Origin of the sequence: Verrucosispora sp. WMMC514, assembly GCF_027497295.1 — a bacterium.
GTDB classification, from domain to species: domain Bacteria; phylum Actinomycetota; class Actinomycetes; order Mycobacteriales; family Micromonosporaceae; genus Micromonospora; species Micromonospora palythoicola.
Window position 1 is genome coordinate 5,660,157 of sequence record NZ_CP114906.1, and the last position, 20,935, is coordinate 5,681,091.

Annotated in this window: 20 protein-coding genes and 3 pseudogenes; 12 read left to right on the forward strand and 11 right to left on the reverse strand. The window is 67.5% G+C overall.

Going from position 1 to position 20,935, the window contains the following annotated elements:
• Positions 1 to 5: 5 nt before the first annotated feature.
• From O7597_RS26240 to O7597_RS26255, 4 genes are read right to left on the reverse strand one after another with little or no spacing between them, the layout of a single operon-like run.
• On the reverse strand, positions 6 to 779 hold the full coding sequence (locus tag O7597_RS26240) for an IclR family transcriptional regulator (protein WP_281581041.1): 774 nt from the start codon (positions 777 to 779) through the stop codon (positions 6 to 8).
• A gap of 30 nt (positions 780 to 809) precedes the next feature.
• The gene (locus tag O7597_RS26245) at positions 810 to 1,763 is read right to left on the reverse strand and encodes a PDR/VanB family oxidoreductase (RefSeq protein ID WP_281581042.1); all 954 of its coding nucleotides are present in this window, start codon (positions 1,761 to 1,763) and stop codon (positions 810 to 812) included.
• Complete coding sequence (locus O7597_RS26250; RefSeq protein WP_281581043.1) at positions 1,760 to 1,981, reverse strand: hypothetical protein; 222 nt, start codon at positions 1,979 to 1,981, stop codon at positions 1,760 to 1,762. The genes O7597_RS26245 and O7597_RS26250 overlap by 4 nt, the downstream gene beginning before the upstream one ends.
• On the reverse strand, positions 1,978 to 3,021 hold the full coding sequence (locus tag O7597_RS26255; protein ID WP_281581044.1) for an aromatic ring-hydroxylating dioxygenase subunit alpha: 1,044 nt from the start codon (positions 3,019 to 3,021) through the stop codon (positions 1,978 to 1,980). The genes O7597_RS26250 and O7597_RS26255 overlap by 4 nt, the downstream gene beginning before the upstream one ends.
• A 142-nt stretch (positions 3,022 to 3,163) precedes the next feature.
• Here O7597_RS26255 and O7597_RS26260 point away from each other — a divergent pair, with 142 nt between their 5' ends.
• Both O7597_RS26260 and O7597_RS26265 read left to right on the forward strand, forming a co-directional pair.
• Positions 3,164 to 4,435, forward strand: coding sequence for an MFS transporter (locus O7597_RS26260; protein ID WP_281581045.1), 1,272 nt, complete (start codon positions 3,164 to 3,166; stop codon positions 4,433 to 4,435).
• A 61-nt stretch (positions 4,436 to 4,496) separates the two neighbouring features.
• The gene (locus O7597_RS26265; protein ID WP_269741362.1) at positions 4,497 to 4,796 is read left to right on the forward strand and encodes a hypothetical protein; all 300 of its coding nucleotides are present in this window, start codon (positions 4,497 to 4,499) and stop codon (positions 4,794 to 4,796) included.
• Between the two features lie 375 nt (positions 4,797 to 5,171).
• Here O7597_RS26265 and O7597_RS26270 read toward each other — a convergent pair whose 3' ends face one another.
• Together O7597_RS26270 and O7597_RS26275 are read right to left on the reverse strand one after the other, a co-directional pair.
• Complete coding sequence (locus O7597_RS26270) at positions 5,172 to 6,977, reverse strand: DUF6119 family protein (RefSeq protein ID WP_281581046.1); 1,806 nt, start codon at positions 6,975 to 6,977, stop codon at positions 5,172 to 5,174.
• Between the two features lie 198 nt (positions 6,978 to 7,175).
• Positions 7,176 to 7,588, reverse strand: a pseudogene (locus O7597_RS26275) (hypothetical protein); the annotation flags it as partial.
• A 285-nt stretch (positions 7,589 to 7,873) separates the two neighbouring features.
• On the opposite strand from O7597_RS26275, the gene O7597_RS26280 reads away from it, so the two are divergent.
• The 5 genes and pseudogenes from O7597_RS26280 (at position 7,874) to O7597_RS26295 (ending at position 12,286) form a co-directional block, all read left to right on the forward strand.
• Positions 7,874 to 9,334, forward strand: coding sequence for a pentapeptide repeat-containing protein (locus O7597_RS26280; RefSeq protein WP_269741364.1), 1,461 nt, complete (start codon positions 7,874 to 7,876; stop codon positions 9,332 to 9,334).
• A gap of 246 nt (positions 9,335 to 9,580) precedes the next feature.
• Positions 9,581 to 10,732, forward strand: a complete 1,152-nt coding sequence (locus tag O7597_RS26285) for a helix-turn-helix transcriptional regulator (protein WP_269741365.1) — start codon at positions 9,581 to 9,583, stop codon at positions 10,730 to 10,732.
• Positions 10,733 to 11,191: 459 nt separating this feature from the next.
• A pseudogene (locus tag O7597_RS31840) lies at positions 11,192 to 11,554 on the forward strand (hypothetical protein); the annotation flags it as partial.
• Positions 11,551 to 11,848 (forward strand): annotated as a pseudogene (locus O7597_RS31845) (hypothetical protein). The pseudogenes O7597_RS31840 and O7597_RS31845, both read left to right, overlap by 4 nt.
• A gap of 183 nt (positions 11,849 to 12,031) precedes the next feature.
• The gene (locus tag O7597_RS26295) at positions 12,032 to 12,286 is read left to right on the forward strand and encodes a hypothetical protein (protein ID WP_281581047.1); all 255 of its coding nucleotides are present in this window, start codon (positions 12,032 to 12,034) and stop codon (positions 12,284 to 12,286) included.
• A 19-nt stretch (positions 12,287 to 12,305) separates the two neighbouring features.
• Here the strand turns inward: O7597_RS26295 and O7597_RS26300 are convergent, their stop codons facing one another.
• Positions 12,306 to 13,055 (reverse strand): XRE family transcriptional regulator, encoded by a 750-nt coding sequence (locus tag O7597_RS26300; RefSeq protein WP_269741368.1) that lies wholly within the window; start codon positions 13,053 to 13,055, stop codon positions 12,306 to 12,308.
• Positions 13,056 to 13,205: 150 nt separating this feature from the next.
• Between O7597_RS26300 and O7597_RS26305 the strand changes: the two genes are divergently transcribed.
• Together O7597_RS26305 and O7597_RS26310 are read left to right on the forward strand one after the other, a co-directional pair.
• The gene (locus O7597_RS26305; RefSeq protein WP_281581048.1) at positions 13,206 to 13,376 is read left to right on the forward strand and encodes a hypothetical protein; all 171 of its coding nucleotides are present in this window, start codon (positions 13,206 to 13,208) and stop codon (positions 13,374 to 13,376) included.
• Positions 13,363 to 14,565 (forward strand): helix-turn-helix domain-containing protein, encoded by a 1,203-nt coding sequence (locus O7597_RS26310; RefSeq protein ID WP_269741370.1) that lies wholly within the window; start codon positions 13,363 to 13,365, stop codon positions 14,563 to 14,565. The genes O7597_RS26305 and O7597_RS26310 overlap by 14 nt, the downstream gene beginning before the upstream one ends.
• Before the next feature lie 239 nt (positions 14,566 to 14,804).
• On the opposite strand, the gene O7597_RS26315 is transcribed toward O7597_RS26310, so the two are convergent.
• Entirely contained in the window at positions 14,805 to 14,981 is a 177-nt protein-coding gene (locus O7597_RS26315; protein ID WP_269741371.1) for a hypothetical protein, read from the reverse strand.
• Positions 14,982 to 15,176: 195 nt separating this feature from the next.
• Between O7597_RS26315 and O7597_RS26320 the strand changes: the two genes are divergently transcribed.
• Genes O7597_RS26320 through O7597_RS26330 form a run of 3 tightly spaced genes read left to right on the forward strand, consistent with a single transcriptional unit; the run spans position 15,177 to position 17,523 of the window.
• Entirely contained in the window at positions 15,177 to 15,881 is a 705-nt protein-coding gene (locus O7597_RS26320) for a hypothetical protein (RefSeq protein ID WP_269741372.1), read from the forward strand.
• A complete protein-coding gene (locus tag O7597_RS26325) occupies positions 15,878 to 17,038 on the forward strand; it encodes a hypothetical protein (protein ID WP_281581049.1) in 1,161 nt (386 codons plus the stop codon). The genes O7597_RS26320 and O7597_RS26325 overlap by 4 nt, the downstream gene beginning before the upstream one ends.
• Positions 17,035 to 17,523: an NUDIX domain-containing protein gene (locus O7597_RS26330; protein WP_269741374.1), complete on the forward strand. Its 489-nt coding sequence runs from the start codon at positions 17,035 to 17,037 to the stop codon at positions 17,521 to 17,523. Before O7597_RS26325 ends, O7597_RS26330 begins: the two co-directional genes overlap by 4 nt.
• A gap of 142 nt (positions 17,524 to 17,665) precedes the next feature.
• Here the strand turns inward: O7597_RS26330 and O7597_RS26335 are convergent, their stop codons facing one another.
• From O7597_RS26335 to O7597_RS26345, 3 genes are read right to left on the reverse strand one after another with little or no spacing between them, the layout of a single operon-like run.
• A complete protein-coding gene (locus O7597_RS26335) occupies positions 17,666 to 18,742 on the reverse strand; it encodes a zinc-binding dehydrogenase (RefSeq protein WP_281581050.1) in 1,077 nt (358 codons plus the stop codon).
• The gene (locus tag O7597_RS26340) at positions 18,739 to 20,157 is read right to left on the reverse strand and encodes an aldehyde dehydrogenase family protein (protein WP_281581051.1); all 1,419 of its coding nucleotides are present in this window, start codon (positions 20,155 to 20,157) and stop codon (positions 18,739 to 18,741) included. The genes O7597_RS26335 and O7597_RS26340 overlap by 4 nt, the downstream gene beginning before the upstream one ends.
• A 43-nt stretch (positions 20,158 to 20,200) precedes the next feature.
• Positions 20,201 to 20,866, reverse strand: coding sequence for a TetR/AcrR family transcriptional regulator (locus O7597_RS26345; RefSeq protein WP_269741377.1), 666 nt, complete (start codon positions 20,864 to 20,866; stop codon positions 20,201 to 20,203).
• Positions 20,867 to 20,935: the final 69 nt, after the last annotated feature.

The following is a 20,935-nucleotide window of genomic DNA, read 5'->3' on the forward strand; positions in this document are numbered from 1 at the left end:
CGGCCTCACCCGGCCGACCGCCGTGACCCGTACGGGGTGCCGAGCGATCGGGAGATGGTCCGGCCGGCCGCCTGGACCAGCGGCGCCAGCGCCACCGGGTCCGCCCGGTGCTGGGCGACCACGAGTGAGATCGCGGCGACCACCGCGCCCTCCGGTCCGCGGATCGGGGCGGCCACCGAGAGGGCGTCCATGGTCACCTGACGGTCGCTGACCGCGTACCCGGTGCGGCGCACCTCGGCCAGCCCGCGCCGCAGCCGTCCGGGATCGGTGATGGTCAGCGGGGTGTACCGCTCCAACGGCGCGGCCAGCACCTGTTCCTGCACCTCGGCCGGCGCGTACGCGAGCAGCACCAGCCCGACGCCGGTGGCGTGCAACGCGAAGCGACCACCGACCCGGGTGAGCACCGGCACCGCGTGTCGACCGGCGATCCGTTCGATGAAGACCAGCTCCACGTCCTGCCGGACGGCGAGCTGGACGTTCTCGTGGGTGACCTCGTACAGGTCCTCCATGGTCGGCAGCGCCAGTTCGCGCAGCCCGAGCCCTCGGGGAGCGAGGGAACCGACCTCCCACAGCCGCAACCCGATCCGGTACCGCCCGTCGTCGCCGCGCTCCAGCGCGCCCCAGGCGACCAGCTCGGCGACCCGGCGGGACGCGGTGGGCAACGGCAGTTCGGCCCGCCGGGCCAGCTCGCTGAGGGTCAGCGCCGGGCTGGCCGGGGTGAACGCGTCGAGCAGGGCCAGCACCTTGTTGGTGACCGACCGTCCGGGCTGCGCGTCCACCCCGCCATCATGCCGACCCCGGCCCGTCGGTCACAGCTCCAGCGTCAGCCGGGGCGTGACGGACCGGGACACGCAGATCATCATGGTGTCGCCGGCGGCTCGTTCCGCCTCGGTGAGCAGGCTGTCCCGGTGCTCCGGCACGCCGTCCAGGACGCCTGTCTCGCAGGTGCCGCAGGTGCCTTCCCGGCACGAGGAGAGCACCTGCACGCCGGCCGCCTCCACCGCTTCGAGGATCGACGTGCCCGGCGGCACGGTGAGCGTCCGGCCGGTGAGGGCTAGTTCCACCTCGACGGCGGCGTCCACGGCCTCGGTGGGGGCCAGCGGGGTGAAGCGCTCGACGTGCAGGGCCCCGGGAGGCCAGGTCCGGCAGCGTTGCTCCACCGCCGCGATCAACGCCTCCGGCCCACAGCAGTAGACGAGCCCGTCGGTCGGCCGCCCCAGCAGCTCGTCCAGGTCGAGCAGACCGGTCTCGTCCTGCGGGTACAGGCTCACCCGGTCGCCGTACTTCTCCCGCAGGGCGTCGGCGAAGGCCATCGTGGCGCGGCTGCGCCCGCCGTACACCAGTCGCCAGTCGGCTCCGGCGGCGTCGGCGGCGGCGACCATCGGCCTGATCGGGGTGATGCCGATGCCACCGGCGACGAACAGGTAGCGCGACGCCGCCACCAGCGGGAAGTTGTTCCGCGGCCCGCGCACCCGGACGGTCGCGCCCGGGGTGAGCCGCTCGTGCACGTGCCGTGAGCCCCCGCGCCCCGCCGGCTCCAACTGGACCGCGACCCGCAGGGTGGCCCGGTCCGCCGGGTCGCCGCAGAGCGAGTACTGGCGGACCAGCCCGGGCCCGAGTTCCAGGTCGAGGTGGGCACCCGGCGACCAGGCGGGCAGGTCACCGCCGTCGGGGCGACACAGGCCCAGCACGTCGACACCCACCGCCGCCCGGTCCCGCTCGGCCACCACCAGCTCCACGCCGTCCAGCTCGGCGGCGGTCATGCCGGCACCGCCGCCCGTGATGGGGTGGGTGGTGCCGGCACGACCGTCTTCGGTTGATGGCCGTACGGGTGGGCGAGCAGCCACTCCCACAGCTCGACCGGTTCCTCGGCGACGCGCTCGGCACCGCAGTGGCAGATCCCACGCAGCGTGTCGGTGCCCGGCATCCAGTGGATCCGGTAGATCCGGTCGCCGGTGAGCATGCTGGCCGGCTCGGTCATCGGGGCGCCCCCACCGTCCCCGCCTCGACCATCCGCGCTATCAGCCGTCGGGCGGCGAGCCCGCCGGTGTCGATGTTGATGCTGAGTTCCTGGTACTTGTCCGGCTCGGAGGCGATCACCTGCTCCAGGATGTTCAGCGCCGTCACGTCCTGCATGACCACCGTGCGGTTGCTCTGGTGCAGGTACTCGCTCACCGACTCGTCGTCGATGGCGAAGTCCCGGGCGACCGCCCAGAAGTCGTAGGTGGTGTGCTCCGTCGACGGCGTGATGGCGTACACGATCTCGGCGTGGAAGGCGTCGCTGTCCTCGCCCTCGGCCGGCGGGTAGAGGCCCTGCGGCGCGATCCGGCTGTGCAGCAGGTACAGGCACGGCGGGTGGAACTCGATGTCCTGCCAGCGGGTGATCCGGCCCTGGATCCCTGTCGACTTGGCGTAGAACGGCGGGCACTCGGCGTCGTCCATGTGCCGGCTGACGTAGACGATGCCGCGTTCCTCGTCGACTTCGGTGGTGATCGGCGTGTTCGCCACCTCCGGCGTGCCGATGTAGCCGCCGTGCAGGTAGGTCTCGTGGGACAGGTCCATCAGGTTGTCCACCAGCAGGCTGTACCGCGCGTTCAGCGGCTCCATCCCGCGGACGACCGCGTACCGGGGGTCGTCCAGCCAGGGCGCGCGGGGAATGGTGGTCGGGTCCGCGCGGTCCCGGTCGCCGATCCACACCCAGATCAGCGAATCCTGCTCCACCACCGGGTATGCGGCGACCCGCGCGGTACGCGGGATGCGTTGCTGACCGGGGACGAAGACGCAGGTCCCGGTCTGGTCGTAGGTGAAGCCGTGGTAGCCGCAGACGATGGTGTCGCCGTCGAGCCGGCTCTCCGACAGCGGGTAGCGGCGGTGCACGCACCGGTCGGCGAGTGCGACGGCCTCCCCGGACTCGGTGCGGTAGAGGACCAGCGGCTCACCCAGCACGGTGCGGGCGAGCAGATCCCGTCCGACCTCGTTGCTGTAGGCCGTCACGTACCACTGGTTGCGGGCGAACGCCATGGTGACCCAACCTCTCTCGGGACGGGAGCGGGGTGCGGTCGGATGATCCGTGATCCGACCGCTGATCGGCAGCGTCTATTTCACTCAGTGAAAGGCCGTGCGGCCTTTCGCCGGTCGCCGCGACGCTGCGATGATCGTCGGCGTGACGGGGGTCGAGGAACCAGTGCGTACGGATGCATCACCCCGCCCGGACGAGGGCGGGCTGGGAGGCCGGTTCTGGCGGCTGTGGTCGGCGTCGGCGGTGTCCAACCTGGCCGACGGGATCGTCAAGATCGCACTGCCGTTGGTTGCCGTCGGCTACACCCGCTCACCGCTGCTGGTGGCCGGGGTCGCCACCGCGTACAGCCTGCCCTGGCTGCTGTTCGCGCTGCCGGCCGGCGCCCTCGCCGACCGGCTCGACCGGCGGCGGGTGATGCTCGCCGCCAACGCCCTGCGCGCGGTTGTCGTCGGCGGGCTGGCGCTGGCGGTGGCCTTCGACGCCGGGTCGATCTGGCTGCTCTACCTGGTGGCGCTCGGTCTCGGCATGGCCGAGACCCTCTACGACACCTCCGCCCAGTCGATCCTGCCGCAGGTGGTCACCCGCGACCAGCTACCCCGGGCCAACGGCCGACTGGCCGCCGTGGAACTGGCCGCCAACCAGTTCGTCGGCCCGCCACTCGCCGGCTTCCTGGTCGCCGCCGGGGTGGCCCTGGCGCTCGCCGGGCCGGCGGTGCTGTGGGCGCTGGCCGTCGCCGCGTTGCTCCTGGTCGCCGGCCGGTTCCGGATCGAACGCGACACCCCGACCACGATGCGGGCCGACATCGCCGAAGGGCTGCGCTTCCTGTGGCGGCACCGGCTGCTGCGCACCCTGGCCACGATGGTCGGGACCAGCAACTTCATCACCAGCGGCATCTTCGCCGTGCTGGTGCTCTACGCGGTCGGCCCGGACTCGGCCATCGGCCTCACCGAACCCGGGTACGGGGTGCTGCTCACCACCATCGCCGCTGGGATCGTGCTCGGCTCGGTGGCCACCGCACGGATCGAACAACGGCTCGGGCGGTCCCGCACCCTCGCGCTCTCCGTGCTGGCGATGGCCGCCGTCGTCGGCGTACCGGCGCTGAGCACCAACCCGTACGTGATCGGTTTGGTCTTCTTCGTCGGCGGCGTCCTGCTCGCCACCTGGAACGTCATCACCATCTCGCTACGCCAACGCATCACCCCGGACCGGCTGCTCGGCCGAGTCAACAGCGGCTACCGGATGCTGGCCTGGGGAAGCATGCCGGCCGGCGCGCTGGTCGGCGGTCTGCTCGCCGAGGTGTTCGGCCTCCGCGCGGTCTTCGCCATCATGGGAGTGCTGACACTTACCCTGCTGCTCGGCATGTTCGTGGTCACCGACGCCAACATCGACGCTGCCGAACGCGGGGCCGCCACCTGATCGCGCCGGCACAGCCATCCTGGTCCTGCGTGGCATGACGATGTGATTGAGAGGCTCTCGGGTGTCGCTCACCGGCTGGTTGGCCTGTCCGCAGTGCGCCACGTGTATGGCGCTGGGCACCGCGTACCGGCTCGGGGACCAGCGGATCGGCTATTTCCAGGACGGTTACACCGCCAACTCCGACCAGCCGGAGCTGACCCGGGCGTTGTGGAAGTTCCTGGCCGACCACGCCACGCACCCCCTTCGGGTGCTGCTGCCGGACACACCGGGCTACGACGACCTAGACCAGTTCCGGGAAATCGGCGGCGATGAGCGGGGCGACGTTCCCTTCGCCGAGTACCTCGACGGGTGGCCCGGCTGAATTTAGGGCCCAACCACCTCACCGTCCGGCACGGCAACCAGTACAAGCGCCGGCCGTAGTCAGTGGCCCTGCGGATAGGTGTCGCCTCGAAGCGAACGGAGACGACAGAATAGGGAAGTAGCACGCCTAGCCAAAGCGCCACGCCCGCGGCCGCAAAGGGCGAAGACAACCAGCAGCGACGGCAGCCCAAGACGGAGCGCGACCTGTCATCTGGTGCCGGACCGTAAATCCATCGCGAAAGCTATAGAGGTTCGAATCCTCTATTCGTCACCAGGTGCACGAGCGGCCCCTGACCAGCAGGAAAGCCGGTCCGGGGCCGTTCTTGTTGGTCCCGTCGGGTCCCCTGACCCCCCAACGGTTAGGACTTACTCGTCTTTAGGTCTGGCTGGGCTTTGTGCCGGCTTCGGGCTTCCTTGGCGCGGGCGGTCGAGACGGTGAAACCTCGGCCTCCTCCACCGGCATCCCCTGAACGACGTCAGAGAGCTCCGGGCTTCCGGCAGCGTCGGTGATCTGGATCCGGCAGATCGCGGGACGCGCTCCGGTGCCGCGAACCCGCTTCACGAAGTCGCGTAGGTTTACCTTGCTGAAGCTCGGCAGCCCTAGCGGTACTGGCCGGTCTCTCTGAACGCCGATTGCGTAAACCACCACTTCGGGAGCTTTCTCGGCTACTTGCACGAAGGCTGGGTCAATGCCCTGCACGGCTCGAAGGAAGTTGTCGCGGTACACGGAGTCTCCTCGCAGGCTAAGCGCGGACACAAGACCCTGTGAAAAAAGGTGACTCAGTGTCTGGCTTTTCTTGTAATTCTTCACGTGGATCAAAAAGCCGTCGCAATGAAGCAGATCGCATGCTTCGATTTCATCGCCATCTTCCGACCGAATCTTGACCTTATCGAGGATGATGGTCGTATCCGAGTGGGCATCCTGGAAGTCGTCATTGTATGCACCCTCTGCTTTCCCGCTCTTCCATGGAGGCGGTTTGAGGGCATCTGTTAGGTCGTCGACTTTACTCAGGTCTTCATCGAGCTTGCGTGTGTATGCCTCATTTAAAGCAAACCATCGGCCGAGTGTGAGAATGAAGCGCCGATCTTCGTTGCCCGACTCGAATATTAGCCAGTGGCGTAGCGGCATGAATGGACTCTTGGCCTCGCCTTCGTTGTCGAACGCCATCAGCTTGATGTTGTCGAGGGATCGTGCCGTGAGTCGCCCCCTAAGCTCGTTGAGTGCAGCTCGTACACCTGCGATAGAAGGCTCCACCAGTAGCGTTGTTCGTTCTCCTCTGTAGAGGCGGATCTCGTCTATCTCGTCTGTGGTCAGAGTGTCGGGGAAAGAGAACTCCAGTAGATGGTCCTGCAAGTTGCTCAACTCGTCGTCAAACTCAGCAAATCCATGGACGCCTCCGAAAAGTGCTTGTGCTAGATGACGATCAAGCTGGGCCGTCTGCTCGCTCTTGACTCGGAGTGGCTCTAGGGAGTCAACGAATTTCAGTCCCTCGGTGGCTGTGCCGGCCTCAATTTCGTCGAGCATCCGGCTAAGTGTTCCTTGTATCTTTACAAGGTCGGTGCGTGCACGAAAGGATATGGCATCGGTTGCGGCTACCGCATCGACGTCGGCGAACTCAGCCCCGTTGCTCTCGTCTAGTGTTCCCGCTAATCGTCGAACAAATTCGCCTTCCAGTGCTCCGACATCAAGATCCTTCAGGTCGCCTCCGAGGGGTAGTTGCACAGCTTGTGCACGATTCGACGCGCCTACTCTTCTGCTGCGGAATTCGCGGAGCGACTTAGGGCTCATGCGTCGAGCTGCGAACCGGAGGCCGAAATTCGCCTCGATTGCGCTCCACTCCAAGGCTGAGCTTCCATAACCAAAGCACACGGCGAACCATCGGTTCTGAACCGGAAGAAAGATGACGAATCGATTCGACAGATTCTGCGCCTGGGAGAGTGCGGGGAAGATGGGTAAGAGGGCTTTCGCCCACGGGGGAACCTTTTGTTTTGGAGTGCTGAAATAGCCAACTGTTCCCCGTGGTGCTCCACCAATTGGCTGCATGGGCAACATCGGTGTCTTGCCACCTTTGCGGTATGGAGCGCGTAGGGCGGCCTCGATCGTGGGCAGACCCTCACGTAACAGGTAGCAGTTGAAGCGGAGCTTGGGAGGGGCAGCGGCGGGCGTGGCTTCTGACTCCATGAACAGGTGGTACCACGGTACGTGATCGTGGCGGAATGAGTGGTTTGGTGGATTGAGGTGACTTCAGGTTGCTGCGGTGGGTCCGCACGTCGTCTCGTAGCTACCCCTCTAGCTCGCTTCATTGCCACTTTCAGTCGAGTCGGCTACCGGGCGAAGGTAGGAACCACAGGCCAACCTTGGTCCTACCTCCGCCTGGCATCACTTAACACCGATTTGCGCCCGGGGTGGATCTTCTAGATTGAGGAGGGCGGCGGCTGGTGTCGGAAACCCGTCACTCGCCTGCGCCAAGGCGGCCTCAATCCTTCTTCGCGCGGCCGTCTCTTGGCCGTAGACGCACTTGGCGTTAACCCGCATGAGGACGTGGACGCTGTGCCCGGCCCATTGGGCGACCTGGGTAGCGGGTACCCCAGCATTGAGCCAGAGCGACACGGCGGCGTGCCGCAGGTCGTACGTCACCGGGCCAGCGGTGAGCGTTGCTGGGCCGGCGTGAGCACCCTTGCCCGCGCTTTTCGCCAAACCTTCCCATAGGTGTTGTTCGAGATCGGTTGGCCGGCGGTTGGCACGTACCGCCCGCCGAGGCCGCGCCGGGTGACGAACAGCTTGCCGTTCGATCTCGGTCGGGCCTATGCAGAGCCGGACCGTATGAAGCCGACCCTGCAAGCCGTGCGCGCCCTCGGCGAATCGCCCGGCTCGGTGCGTGTTAGACGGCGACTCCCTTACGGACATCGAGGCGGCGCGGGCCGCCGGGACCGCGCGGTGATCGGGTACGTGAGCCGCCCGCCGAAGGTAGAGGCGTTCCGGGCGGCTGGAGCTGGCGTTGGTGATTACCAGCATGGATGTTCTTGCGTCTGCCCTGCTGGATGTTGAGTTGGACGGGATGCGGTAGAAGGTTGGGAGTGGAGCTGCCTGCCGCTCAACCGTCCACCCGTCCCGATCTGAGTATCAAGGTCGGTCCCGCCCCCGCTGTTGACAGCACAGTGCCAGTGCTCCGGTTGTGGAGTATCCGTCGCTCGATCGTCTTAGTTGTTGTCGCCGCTCTCCTGGCGGTTGGTGTCGTGGTTGCCGGCGCGCTCTGGGCCGCCGGCTGGCCCAGCGTCAAGGTGGACGCGCATGTTCCGCCATCAACGCTGTTCGATCTACTCAAGCTTGTTTTCGCCGTTGTAGCGGGTATCGGCGGTGTTGCCGCCCTGGTGGTTGCTTACCGTCGCCAGCGCGTGGCCGAACATACGAACCGTCTTGCTGAATTTGCCCATCAATTGGCGTATGCGGCTGACTTGCGTGCTGAAGTAGCTAAGGCCCTCGCTGAAGCAGCCGATGAGAGGGCGAAGGTAGAGGCCGAACGAAATGGCGTTCGGCTTTTCAATGAGCGTTTCGCTAAAGCGTCCGAACAAATAGGTTCGGATAAAGCAGCTGTCCGTCTGGCGGGTGTATACGCCATGGCTGGTCTTGCAGACGATTGGGAAGAAGGAAGGCAAACGTGCATCGATGTTCTTTGCGCCTACCTTCGCATGCCTTATGTGCCGCCTCCGTCTGACAGCAAGAAAGATGTCGGTCGAGGCAATAAGCGCCGATCGGGAAGGCAGGAAGTGCGCGATGCTCTTGAGGAGAGGGAGGTGAGGCGGACCGTCATTGAACTGGTGAGGAACCACCTAGCCCGTCCTCAAGCATCCTCGGAGTTCGAGCCATGGGGCGCAGACAACCCTTACATCGACGCTGCTTCTCTCCGCGGGTCCGAGTTGGCAGCCCGCTGGACGCCCGAGAGGTGGCAATCATGGCAGGGGTACAACTTTAACTTCGACGGGGCCGTTTTTGACGGGGTTGACTTCACGGGAATACTCCAATCTGGAGGACAATTCTCGTTTCGGAACGCGAAGTTCCTGGAAGGAAGTACCTCCTTTGCCGGTTCCGTCTTTGGCGGGTACGTCTCGTTTGTTGGGGCTCAGTTTAGCGGCGGGAAAGTTAGCTTCGAACATGTAAAGTTCGGCGGAGAGGCAAGTTTCCGGGGCGCAGCCTTCGCGGGTGGTGAAGTCAGCTTTTCTCACGCGAAGTTCTCTGGTGCGGTTGGTTTCGACGAGGCCGTCGTCAGTAGTGGCAGGGTGTTCTTTGATACTGCCGTCTTCGACTATGGCTCTGTTCTGTTTACCGAAACCAAGTTTGAAGGAGGTGCCGTATTTTTCGATGGAGCGTGGTTCGGGCGCTTAGTCAACGTCACTTTGGACGAAGCGTTGTTCATGGGCGGCGTCGTTTCGCTTCGCTGGCCGCTGGTCGAGCAGGGTGCCTGGTTACACCTACCTCCGCTCGCTGAGCTGCCTGGGGTAGTTACGGAGATCTCGGTACGCGAGCAAACGGCTACTTGATGCGTGGCCCGGCAGGCGTTACCTGGGCCGATTACGCTGCCTGCGTCATCTACGTGTCGCTGAGGATGCGCAGGTGCCCATCACTCCTGGTCAGGGGCTTGAGCATGGCTGACTGTAAGCCGCTGTCATTCAGGGGTACCGTCGGTGATGGCGTGGTTGCCGGTTGTCGTGCTGGCTGCCTGCCGCATTTGATCGTTGGTCGAGAGGATCGTTGTGCCTCGCCGAGCCATACCTGCTGATCCGTCGGTGGGTGAGCGCATCCGGGCCCGGCGCGAGTTGCGGGGTTGGAGCATCCGGTACGCCGCGAGTCGCGCGGGTATCTCGCATACGACGTGGTCACGGATCGAGCGCGGTGTGCAGCGCACGGACCGGTACATGGTGGTCGATCTGGCCGCAGCCCTGGAGTGTTCGGTCTTCGACCTCACCGGGCAGCCGTACACGCCTGCTGATCGGCAGCTTGATGGCGCGCGTATCGACGCCGAGCGGGTGTGGCGGGCGATGATGGCGCATCCGTTCGATGGTCCGCCGATCGTTGGGGTCGCCACTGTGGAGCAGGTGGCTCGGGAGTCCGCGCTGGTGCGGGATCTGTACGGCCGGTGCGACTACGCCGGGACGCTGCGCCGGCTGGCGGATCTCGTGCCGGCCCTGCACGGCGTGACTGATCAGCGGTCGGCGTACCGGTTGATGGTGCCGGTGTACGGGGTGGCGATGGGTTCGTTGCTGAACGTTGGTTACTCGGCCCACGCCTGGTTGGCGGCGGAGCGTTCGGCCGAGGCTGCGCACCTGCTTGATGATCCGGTTGCGGTGGGGGTGGCGGCGGCGAATCGGGCGCGGGTGTCGGCATACACCGGCGCGTACGGCCCGGCCCGGGCGTACTGCGATCGGGCCGGTGCGGACCTGGCGGGCAGCAGCGCGGATACCGCGTTGGATGTGCTCGGGTTCCTGCACCTGGCCCGCGCGCATCACCTCGCCGGCATGAAGGATCAGGCCGCCGCCCAGGATCACCTCGACGAGGCGGCGCGGATCGCCGCGCACACCGGGGAGACGACGAGCTGGGACCTGTTGTGGGGTCCGAGCAACGTGGCGTTGTGGCGGATGGCCTACCTGCTCGACACCGGACGTCCGCAAGAGGCGGTACTGGCGGCTGCCGGCGTGGCGGTCGGGGAGTTGCCGGCGGTGCGGCAGGTGTACTACTGGCTGGACATGGCCCGTGCGATGGTGGCGGCTGAGCGGGAACGGGACGCGGTGCGGATGCTGCTGGCGGCCGAGCGGGTCGGCCCGCAGCACACGCGGTCATCGACGGCGGCGCGAGAAGTCGCCCGTGGACTGCTGCGCCGAGGGCTTGTCTCCACCGAACTGCGGGGCCTCTGCGAGCGCATGGGAGTCACCAGCCAGTAGTGGTGCGTAGGTGTGCCATCACGCACCGTGCCGTCCATAGCGTTCCGATCAGGACACGACGGCAGGAAGGCCCCGCTGCGCCGGCTGTGTCCGTCGGGTGGCGGCATCAACCCGAGCGCGACGCCTGACAAAGTCGTGCTGCCGTCGCCACCCGCCAACCCGCGACGAGGGAGGCGGAACCTGTGGCGATCCGGTCCGAGCTGCGCGACATCATGCGGTGGCTTCTTCGGCGGGCGGACTCGCCTCCGCCGCCTGGGACTGGCCAGCGCCACCAAGCCGCCGAGCAGGCAGCGGCACAGCAGCGGTTGCTCGACCAGGCTCAGCACCTGCGGGACACGCAGTGGCACCGAGAGCCGATCCAAACAATGCCGTACGCGCCGACGATGCGGGATCAACGCACGACATGGCGCCACCGGTGAACCCAGCGCGGGCAGGTGCTCCTGACATGTCGCCTCCGAGCAGGCGACGCGTCTCGTACGACGAGTACCTGTCGGCCACCGCGTTGACCTTCGCCCGACGGCATCGGCCGGTCTGGTCCTGGCAGCTCTGGCGGCGCGTCTGTCGCTGCGGAGCCGACCTGCCGTGTCGTGCCCGGCATCGCATCCCCATCAACCGGGGTCACTGGCCGCAGGAGAGTGAGCAGTGATCGTCGGTCCGGAGCAGACGATCCTCGCTGTGCATGTCCGAGGGCTCGACGGGATGTGTGTCGGCTGTCGGGCGTGGTGGTCACGGCTGGCCCCGTACCCCTGCTGGCAGGTGGATTGGGCGACAAGCCGGCAGGCGCGTGCGAGCGTCGCCCGGTTCCTGGGCGGTGTGCGGTGACCACGCACGGGCCGGTGTTGCCGATCTGGAGCTGCGGCGGCTGTGACCTGCCGTGGCCGTGTCCGACCCGACGGCGGGAGCTACGCGCGGAGTACGCGGATGCGCCGGTGTCGCTGGCCCTCTACCTGGGCGGCTATCTCGTGCAGGCGGCCGAGGACATGCCCTGGGCACCAGCCGGAGCGCTACACCGCCGCTTCATGGGGTGGACCAGGCACCCGCGGGAAGTGCAGCGGCGAAGTCACAGCGAACATGCCGACAGAACTACGCAGACACGAACGTCATCAGGCCGGATGACGTCGGATGGCACCTGATCCGACCAGCCCTGAACGACGACAACCAGCAGCACCAAGAAACAGCAGGTCAGTCGCTACACCCGGGGGTTGGTCTGGCGAGCGGCGGACGAGTCGACCTGTGGACAGGATGCAGCTACTGTCTGCTGCCGTGGAGTTTGCTGCGGGCGTCCCTAGCCGGTGGATCGTGACCCTGCGGTCTGGTGGGGTCTTGGAACTGGCGGCAGACGCCTACAGCGAAGAGGACAACCATTTGCTCTTCAACATCTTGGTTGACGCAGAAGCTGATGAGCAGGCTCAGATGGTGGTCGACTGGCGGATATCGAACCAGCCGCGGCGGGTCGGCATGGTGGTGGCCAAGGTGCCGGTAGCCGAAGTCGCCGACCTCTACACCGCTCCGTCATGGTTCGATGACGGCAGCAGCGTCCGCACGACCATGTGAATCCTGGACCAGCAGCGCACTACGTTGCCGTCGTGTTGTACCGGTCGAGTGTGGCCTTGGAGGTTGAGGCGTCGCGGAAGATGAGTTCCCACGGACCGGTGTTCACGTCCATGTCCTTGCCGAACCCGACCCACTTTCCGGCCATCCGCCGACCGGTGGGTTCGGCCAGGAGTTGGATCGCGCCGTGATAGCGGGCGCCCCGGTAGTAGCCGGCTGGGTTGGTCTGCTCCACCCAGGTGCCGGTGATGACGGAGCCGTCCACAGTCAGGTCCATGGACAGAGATGAAGCTGCCGAGCCGGGCAGGCTTCGTGCGGTCAGCCGGTCGCCGTGCTGAAGCACCACGACAAAGTGCTGCCCTGCGAACGAGTCCCCCCGGCCGCTTGAGTAGTACTGGTACCGGCTGAGCCAGACCCCCTCGTATGACTTGTGGGCGGTGGTCGGCCGTGAGGTCGGCGTCGGTGTGGCCAGGCTGGACATGGGAGATGTCAGGTCGTGGCCGCCGTGTTGGTCGTCGGCGACCTGCCTGCCGGGGACCGAGGCGAAGCCCAGCAGCGAGATGGGTAGGCCGGTGACGACCTCCAGCGCGCGGGCGTAGACGGGTCTGGGCGCGGCGATCGCGCCGGACTCCCATCGTTGGACGAGCCTCTTGTTGGCGTCGTTGGGCTCGCCGACGCGATGGCCGGCGGCCTGGAGCGCGCGGGCGAAGTCGTCCTGGCTCATCCGCATTCCGATGCGGATGGTTCGCAGGGCGGTGTTGGGGGCGTTCATGACCGACACGATAGCGCTGTGTCGCCTTAATGTCGCCACCAATGTGGCCTAGTTGTCGGGCTTTGTGCCGTCGCGCTCGGTGACATCAGGACGTCACTGTGGACCTGCGCCGGCAGGTTTGCCGCCGCAGGTCTGCCGATGGAGGTGGGGATGCAGGGTGACGGCGACGAGTCAGGGGTAAGCCGGGGCGAGCAGATCCAGGCAGCCGAGCGGGAAGCGGCCAAGCGGCGGCTTCTCGCCGAGGCTGAGGCGGAGCGGATCCCGGCGGAGGAGATCACCTGGGCGATACCGGACCGGCGGTGGCGTCGTGGAGGGCGTTGAGCTGTTGCCGGTTGGGCGGCGGGTGGCGTACTGGCGGGGGCGGCGGAAGCTGTCGCAGCAGATGTTCGCCGACCGGCTCGGCAAGTCGAAGAGCTGGGTCGACAAGGTTGAGCGCGGAGTCCGGTCGCTGGACAGGCTCTCCACTCTCCAGGAGATCGCCCACGTGCTACGTATCGATACCGCCGCCCTGCTCGGCGGGAACACCGCGCCGGCCGACGCGACGCGTCGCACCGAGGGTGTCGACCGGATCAGGGCTGCGTTGTCCCGGTACGAGATTCCGTTGGGCATGCCGGCGGGCCTGCGGCCGGTGTTACCGGCGGACCAGATGCTGCGGGAGGTGGGGCACGCGTGGACGACCTTTCAGTACGCCCGCTACCAGCAGGTGATCGACATGGCACCGGACCTGCTCACCAATGCACAGCGCACCTACGCCCAAGCCCCGGTCACGGGTCGAACGCCGCTGGTGGAGGCGTACCGGATCACGGCCGCCCTACTGGTCAAGCTCGGCGAGGCCGAGCTGGCCTGGCTGGCCACCGACCGGGCGATGCTCGCTGCCACAGGTGACCCGGAACTGGTGGCAGCCGCCGCCGTTCAACTCGGTCAGGTGCTGCGGATGTCGGGGCGTACGCGGGCGGCGAAATCGGTGATGCTCGCCGCCGCGTACCGGATCGCCCCACCCGTGATCGAGAGTGGCACACCGGCGGAGCTGTCCCTGTGCGGAACCCTGCTCATCCAGGCCGCGCTGGCAGCCGCACAGCACGGAAACGAGCCGGCTGCCACCGAGCTGATCGACGAGGCCGCCAGCATGGCCGAACGGGTCGGCGACGGGCACGACCATCACCACACCGGGTTCGGACCCACAGCCGTCGCCCTGGCGCGTTCCGCCGCAGCCGTCGAATCCGGCGACGCCCGTGCTGCGATCGCCTGGCACCAGAAGGCCACCAAGCGACCCGGATGGGAGTGGCTACCCCCAGAACACCGCGCCGCGCACCTGCTCGACGTCGCCCGCGCCCACCTCCACGCCGACGAGGCGACACATGCCGCCCGGGTGCTTATCGAAGCCGAACGCACCGCACCGGCAGAGATCCGTCACCGGCCCGCAGCCCGCGATCTACTCGCCGAGATCGCCCATGACCCGCGCGCCCCAACCATGGTCACGCAACTCGCCGTGGCCCTCGGGGTGGGCTGACCAGTGACGGCACCATTCCTGTCCCTCGGCCAGGTCCGTAACCGACTGATCCTCATCGCAGGGCCGACAGGGTGGGACAGGGGTTGAGACTCGGGGATTGCGGCTCGACGGGGGCCAGACGAATCCCGGTCGAGTTGCCGAACGGCTGCTCCACCGAGGTGTGGGGTCGGCGGCCGACGGGTTGGCGGCGCGCTGGTGAGCGCGATGACCGGAGGTGGGACAGCCGCCGTGCATTTCGGCTATGCGTTGGGCGACCCGCTCCGCCGGTGCCTGAGGACGAAATCAGCTACCACAACAGGGATTACCGCCACCGCACCAACCAGGATCTTAAGGCCGAGGGACGCGTCCCAGGCGAAGCCCAAGACTACGAGGGCGAGCAGGATTAGGAGGTAGACGACCTTCAGGTAGCGCGGCATGACCGTCACCGTAGCGCGGCGAAGTGCACTGACCGCAGAACCGCCCTCGATCGCGATAGTCTTCCGTCGGCATTTGTCGTCTCTGCGGAGCCGTTTCCCTGATGCCACGTCTGACGCGATAATGCGCAGCACGTGACCCTGGGGAGGTGGCGATCACCCGTGCCTACTCACGAACGCCGCGATCGTCTGCGCCAGGTGATCAAGCAGGCGCTGACGCCCAAGAATGCGGAGGCTCGCACCACACCGCCAGCGCGGACGCGACCCGGGGGCATCGACGTAGAGACCGCCCGCAAGATGTTGTTGACCGACTTCGAGCAGGCGTTCATCCTGCACAACGACTACAAGGACGCCGAAAGGGATCTCTACAAGCTCAGTCTCCGCATCCTGGCTTTTCCGGTGCTGGTCGCTGGTGCCCTGGTGTCCGCGAAATTGATCTCTTCGGTGGGCCAGGTCGGCACGGTGTTGCGGCTACCGATCATCTATGCGGCGGCAGTGGTAGCCGGGGTGTTGAACACGATCGTCCTGCGGGCCTATGTCGTCACCGATCGGGTGCAGACCGAAGCGAAACACCAGGTAAACCGGCTGCGAAGCCTGTACCTGCACGCGCTTGCCGCGGAGTTTCCCGAAGGCTGGAAACCGGTGTGGGGGTCGACCAACCCATACCTGGAGAGTCGGCGCAAGCTGAAGGCCGCAGCACTCACTTCAGTGGTGATCGGATCGCTCAACGCCGCGTACGTCGCTGTCGGCGCCGACCGTCTCATCACGTATGGAACAGACATCTCCTGGACGCCTCTGCTGTCAGCGGTGCTCGCGCTGATCTACTTCCTCTTGCAGATGGAGTTCACGTGGGAGGTACTGCGGAGGGCGCAACGGAAGCGGTCAGTGGGAGCGGGCGGGTGAGGCGTTTCTCTGCGGGTACTGACCCCGCCGGCTACGACTTCCGGGCGACGGTCGAACTTCTCGCCCAATACGGTCGCCCGATCTTGATGGCCATTAGCCAGCTACGCACTATGGATTTCACGTTTCCCCGGATGTCCCGGCTGTATCAGGATGCCCTTGATCCAGAGTTGCTGTTCCGGCAAACGATGCCGGCGGCGGCGGTTGGTGCGCGGATCGGTGCCGATCCAGGGGTGTTGGCCGAGTACCTGAAGATCTACGCACTGGGTCAGACCCTCATCCTCAACAACATGGATCGCCACCTCGACCTTTCGGCTTCCTACAGCATCCGCGACCCGGCCTTGCTGCTTGCCGACGTCAACTCGACAATGTGCCTTTCGGTGACCAGTCTGCTGACGATGGTCCACGAGGCGTCCCTCACACCAGCAGGCGTTCGGGCGCTACCGGTGATGGCCGGGGTGACGGCGGAGATCGTGCAGTCCATGTACGACAACTACGCCGTCCGCTTCGACCAGGCACCGCTCGAAGACGGCGAGAGCCTCGTCAACTGGTATCGGATGGATGTCAGGTCTCGACACCTCGGCTCTGGCTTCTACTCGTCTGGCCTACTCGGACTGCTTGCCTTTCTCGGGGAGCCTGTGCCGGACGGGTTGGCCGACGAGCTCCGCGACATGCGCCGGTTGAGACAGCGGGTGGACGAACTGGCAGACCTGTTCGAGGACACTGTCACTGGGCTGGTGAGCTACCCGGTCGCCAAGGGGCTCGCTGAGCCGATGATCAAGGCGGACCTGCGCCGTTTGATCAGCAGGCTTTGGACCCGGGCGCAGGAGGTCATCGACAGTCATGGCAGGGATGCTGGTGTGCTCAACCGTGCGCTGGCCGGCGATCCTGAGCTGAACGAGACGCACAGCGCCATGTTGGAGATGCTGGTGTCGGGTGGCATCATGCGGGAGTGCTACCGGGAGGCCGATGCCCTTTGGCGTGAGATCGCGCTCGGCCTGGACGTTCTGGATCCGCGGTTCGGTGAGCCGCTCATGGCGATCATCGATCTCAAGCGAGCGCTGCTCGACCGCTTGGCGATGAATGGCTGGCACGACGACCCACCTCCGCACACGTTTCAGGACATGATCGAGGCAGCGGGATTGGAAGCGACGACATGACGAGTGCCGAGAGCCGGCTCGAAAACTCCGCCAAGGCTGTCATCCTCGACGGCGACAGGGTGCTCCTGCTCAAGTATGTGGACCGCAAGATGGGGCTCGGGGTCTGGTACTCGCTGCCCGGCGGTCGGCAGCAGTACGGCGAGACGCTTACCGAGACGTTGGTGCGTGAATGCCAGGAGGAGATCGGTGCGGACGTGACGCCAGGGCGCCTGCTCTTCGTTCGTGAGTACATCCACGCACGCCACGAACTGGCAGGGAAAGGGCGCGATCAACATAAGATCGAGTTCTACTTTCTGGCGGAACTCAAGTCGGAGCTGTCCGCCGATTACCTGGCCGCAGACGATGTCTCCGACGAGGGCCAGCAGGGCATGCGCTGGTGCAACCTCGTCGACCTGCGGCAGCTCAACATCTTTCCCACCGGTCTTCGTACGCTGGAGGACGTGGTGAACGCCAGCACGGACACCTACTGGGGCGACACGTACTGACGGAAGATCTCCAGGTCGCCGGAGAAGGTGTCTGTGCCGGGCCAGGGAAGTTCGCTACAGGTGGCAGGGCACCGACCTGTCACGACACTCGATAACGCCCTCGATGCTCGGAGCGGGGATGCCGCTGGCAGACCGGGGCGGCTCAGTCGAACAGGACCACCGTGCGGGCGCCTTCGCCCCGGGCCATCCGGGCCAGCGCCCCCGGTGCGTCGTCGAGGGTGATCCGGTCGGTGACCAGGAAGTCGAGGTCGAGGGTGCCGTCGAGCACCGCGCGGGCCAGCTCGGGCACGTCCCGGTCGGGGTCGGAGGAGCCGTACACCGAGGAGCGCAGGGTGCGGGCCGAGTGGAAGATCTCCAGGGCGCTGAGGGCGACCATGTCGTCCTTGCCGCCCATGCCGACCACGATGACCTGCCCGCCGCGCCGGGTGGCCCGCCAGGCGGCGCGGATGGTGGCGGCCCGGCCGACGCACTCGACCGCGTGGTCGACGCCCCGGCCGTCGGTGAGCGACCGTACCGCGCGGCTGAGGGTGTCGTCGGCGAGCAGGAAGTCGGTGGCACCGGCCGCGTGCGCCAGCTCGGCCTTGGCGGGGGCGACGTCGACGGCGATGACGCGGGCGGCACCTGCCGCGCGGGCGGCGGCGACCGCGGAGAGGCCGACGCCGCCGAGACCGATGACGGCGACCGAGTCGCCGGACCGGACGTCGGCGGTACGGCGGATCGCGCCGACTCCGGTGAGCACCGCGCAGCCGAGCAGCGCGGCGGTGGGGAAGGGCAACTCCGCAGGTACGGTCACTACTGCCTGCTGCGGGACCACGACCTGCTCGGCGAATGCGCCGAGGCCGAGGGTGACGTGCAGTGGCTCGCCGTCGATCGTGTGGCCGGCGGTGGCGGCCGGGTTGCCGGAGCGTTCGCAGAGCCACGGCTCGCCGTGCCCGCAGTACCAGCAGTCGCGGCACGGGGGTGCCCAGTTGAGCACCACGTGGTCACCGACCGCTACCCGGTCGACGCCGTCGCCGACCTCGGCGACCACGCCCGCGGCCTCGTGGCCGAGCAGCAGCGGGTACGGCGCGGCGATGGTGCCGTCGACCATGGACAGGTCGGAGTGGCAGACGCCGGCCGCCTTGACCGCCACCCGTACCAGGCCGGTGCCGGTGGCGGGCAGTTCGACAGGTGCCACCCGGGGCGGCGTGCCGACGCCCCGGACCACCAGGCCCCTCACCGCTGGATCGCCTTCACTTCGCAGAACTCCTCCAGCCCGTGCACGCCCAGCTCACGGCCGACGCCGGACTGCTTGTAGCCGCCGAACGGGGCGAGCGGGTTGAACGGTGCGCCGTTGATGTCGATGGCCCCGGTACGCAGCCGGCGCGCCACCCGCAACGCCCGGTCCTCGTCGCCGGACCAGACCGCGCCGGCCAGCCCGTAGCGGGAGTTGTTGGCGACCCGCACCGCGTGGTCGTCGTCGTCCACCGGGATGACCGCCAGCACCGGCCCGAAGATCTCCTCCTGCGCGAGGGCGCTGTCCGGGTCGACGTCGGCGATGACGGTCGGGGCGACGAACCAGCCCCGCTGCGGGACGGGGGCGTCCGGGCCACCGGCCACCAGCCGGCCGCCGTCGGCCAGGCCCCGGGTGATGTGGTCGCGTACCCGGTCCCGCTGCTGGGCGGAGACCAGCGGGCCGAGCCGGGTGGCCGGGTCGAGCGGGTCACCGAGCCGGTAGCCGTCGGTGGCCTTGGCGGCCAGGTCGAGGGCCTCGTCGTAGCGGTCCCGGTGCACCAGCATCCGGGTCCACGCGGTGCAGGTCTGCCCCGAGTTGAGGAAGGCGTTGCCGACGCCCACCTTGACCGCGGCGGCCAGGTCGGCGTCGTCGAGGATCACGTTCGCGGACTTGCCGCCCAGTTCGAGCGACACCCGGGCGATCCGGTCGGCGGTCAGGTGGGTGATCCGCCGGCCGGTGGCGGTGGAGCCGGTGAAGGAGACCAGGTCCACGTCGGGGTGCCCGGCGAGGGCCTCGCCGACCACCGGCCCGGTGCCGGTGACCAGGTTGACCACGCCGGGTGGCAGGCCGGCCTCGGCGATGGCGTCGAAGAGCAGGTACGCCGTGAGCGGGGTCAGTTCGCTCGGCTTCAGCACCAACGTGCAGCCGGCGGCCAGGGCGGGGGCGAGCTTGGCGACGATCTGGTGCAGCGGATAGTTCCACGGGGTGATCGCGCCGACCACGCCGACGGGTTCGCGTACCACCAGGGAGTTGCCCACGGTCTGCGGCGCGGGCGGGTGCGCGGCCAGGTCGACGTAGCTGCGCAGCACGGTGAGCGGCAGCCCGGCCTGGACGCGGGTGGCGACCTTCAGCGGGGTGCCGAGTTCGGCGGCGACGGTGTGCGCGATGTCGTCGGCGCGGGCGGTCAGGGCGGCGTGCAGCCGGTCGAGGTGGGCGGCCCGGTCGGCGGGGTCGGTCGCCGCCCAGCCCTCGAAGGCGGCCCGCGCGGCGGCCACGGCCCGGTCGACATCTTCGGCCGTGCCGGCCGGGACGGTGCCGATGACCTCCTCGGTCGTCGGATTGTGCACCTCCAGCGGAGGCCCGCCCTCCGCGCGTACCCAGCGTCCGTCGAGGTAGAAGTCGGTCCGTACGGATTCCATGGGCTCCTCACCTCGACCAAAACTAGCGGTGCAAGTTTGGACTCTAGTACGCCGGACCGCCCGGCGGGAGGGGCGGCAGCGGGCCGACCACGCGTTCGTAGGTGTGCGACAGCCCGTCGAGCAGTGCCTCCAGGCCCAGCGCGAAGGCGCCCTCGTCGACCTGCTGCTGGTGTTCGGCCAGGCGGTGGGCCTGGCTGAGGTGCGGGTACTGCTCCGCGTAGAGGCCCGGGTCCTCCACGAAGCCCCGGGCGAACGACCCGAGCGCCGAACCCGTCACGAAGTAGCGCATCAGCGCGCCGATGTGCGTCGCCCGGGCTGGTGGCCAGCCCGCCGCGACCAGCCCGCCGTAGACGGCGTCGGCCATGGCCAGTGCCGCCGGGCGTCGACCCGGACCCCGGGCCAGGTGCGGCACGATGTTCGGATGGGCGGCGAGGGCGGCCCGGTAGGAGTGACCCCAGCGACGCAGCGCCTCGCGCCAGTCGACCTCGCCGAAGTACGACACGTCGACCTGGCCGGTGATGCTGTCCGCGACCGCGTCGAGGATCTCGTCCTTGGTGGCGAAGTGGTTGTACAGCGAGGGTCCGCGTACGCCGAGCGCGGCGGCGAGCCGGCGGGTGGAGAACGCGTCGAGCCCTTCGGCGTCGATCAGCGCGGCGGCGGCCTCGACGATCCGCTCCCGGCTGAGCAGGGCCTGTCGCGGCCGGGGCATGGGCGTCCTCCTTCGGGTGGGTGGCTCGCGGGGAACTTTGCCACACCGGGGTCTGGACAGCATAAAACT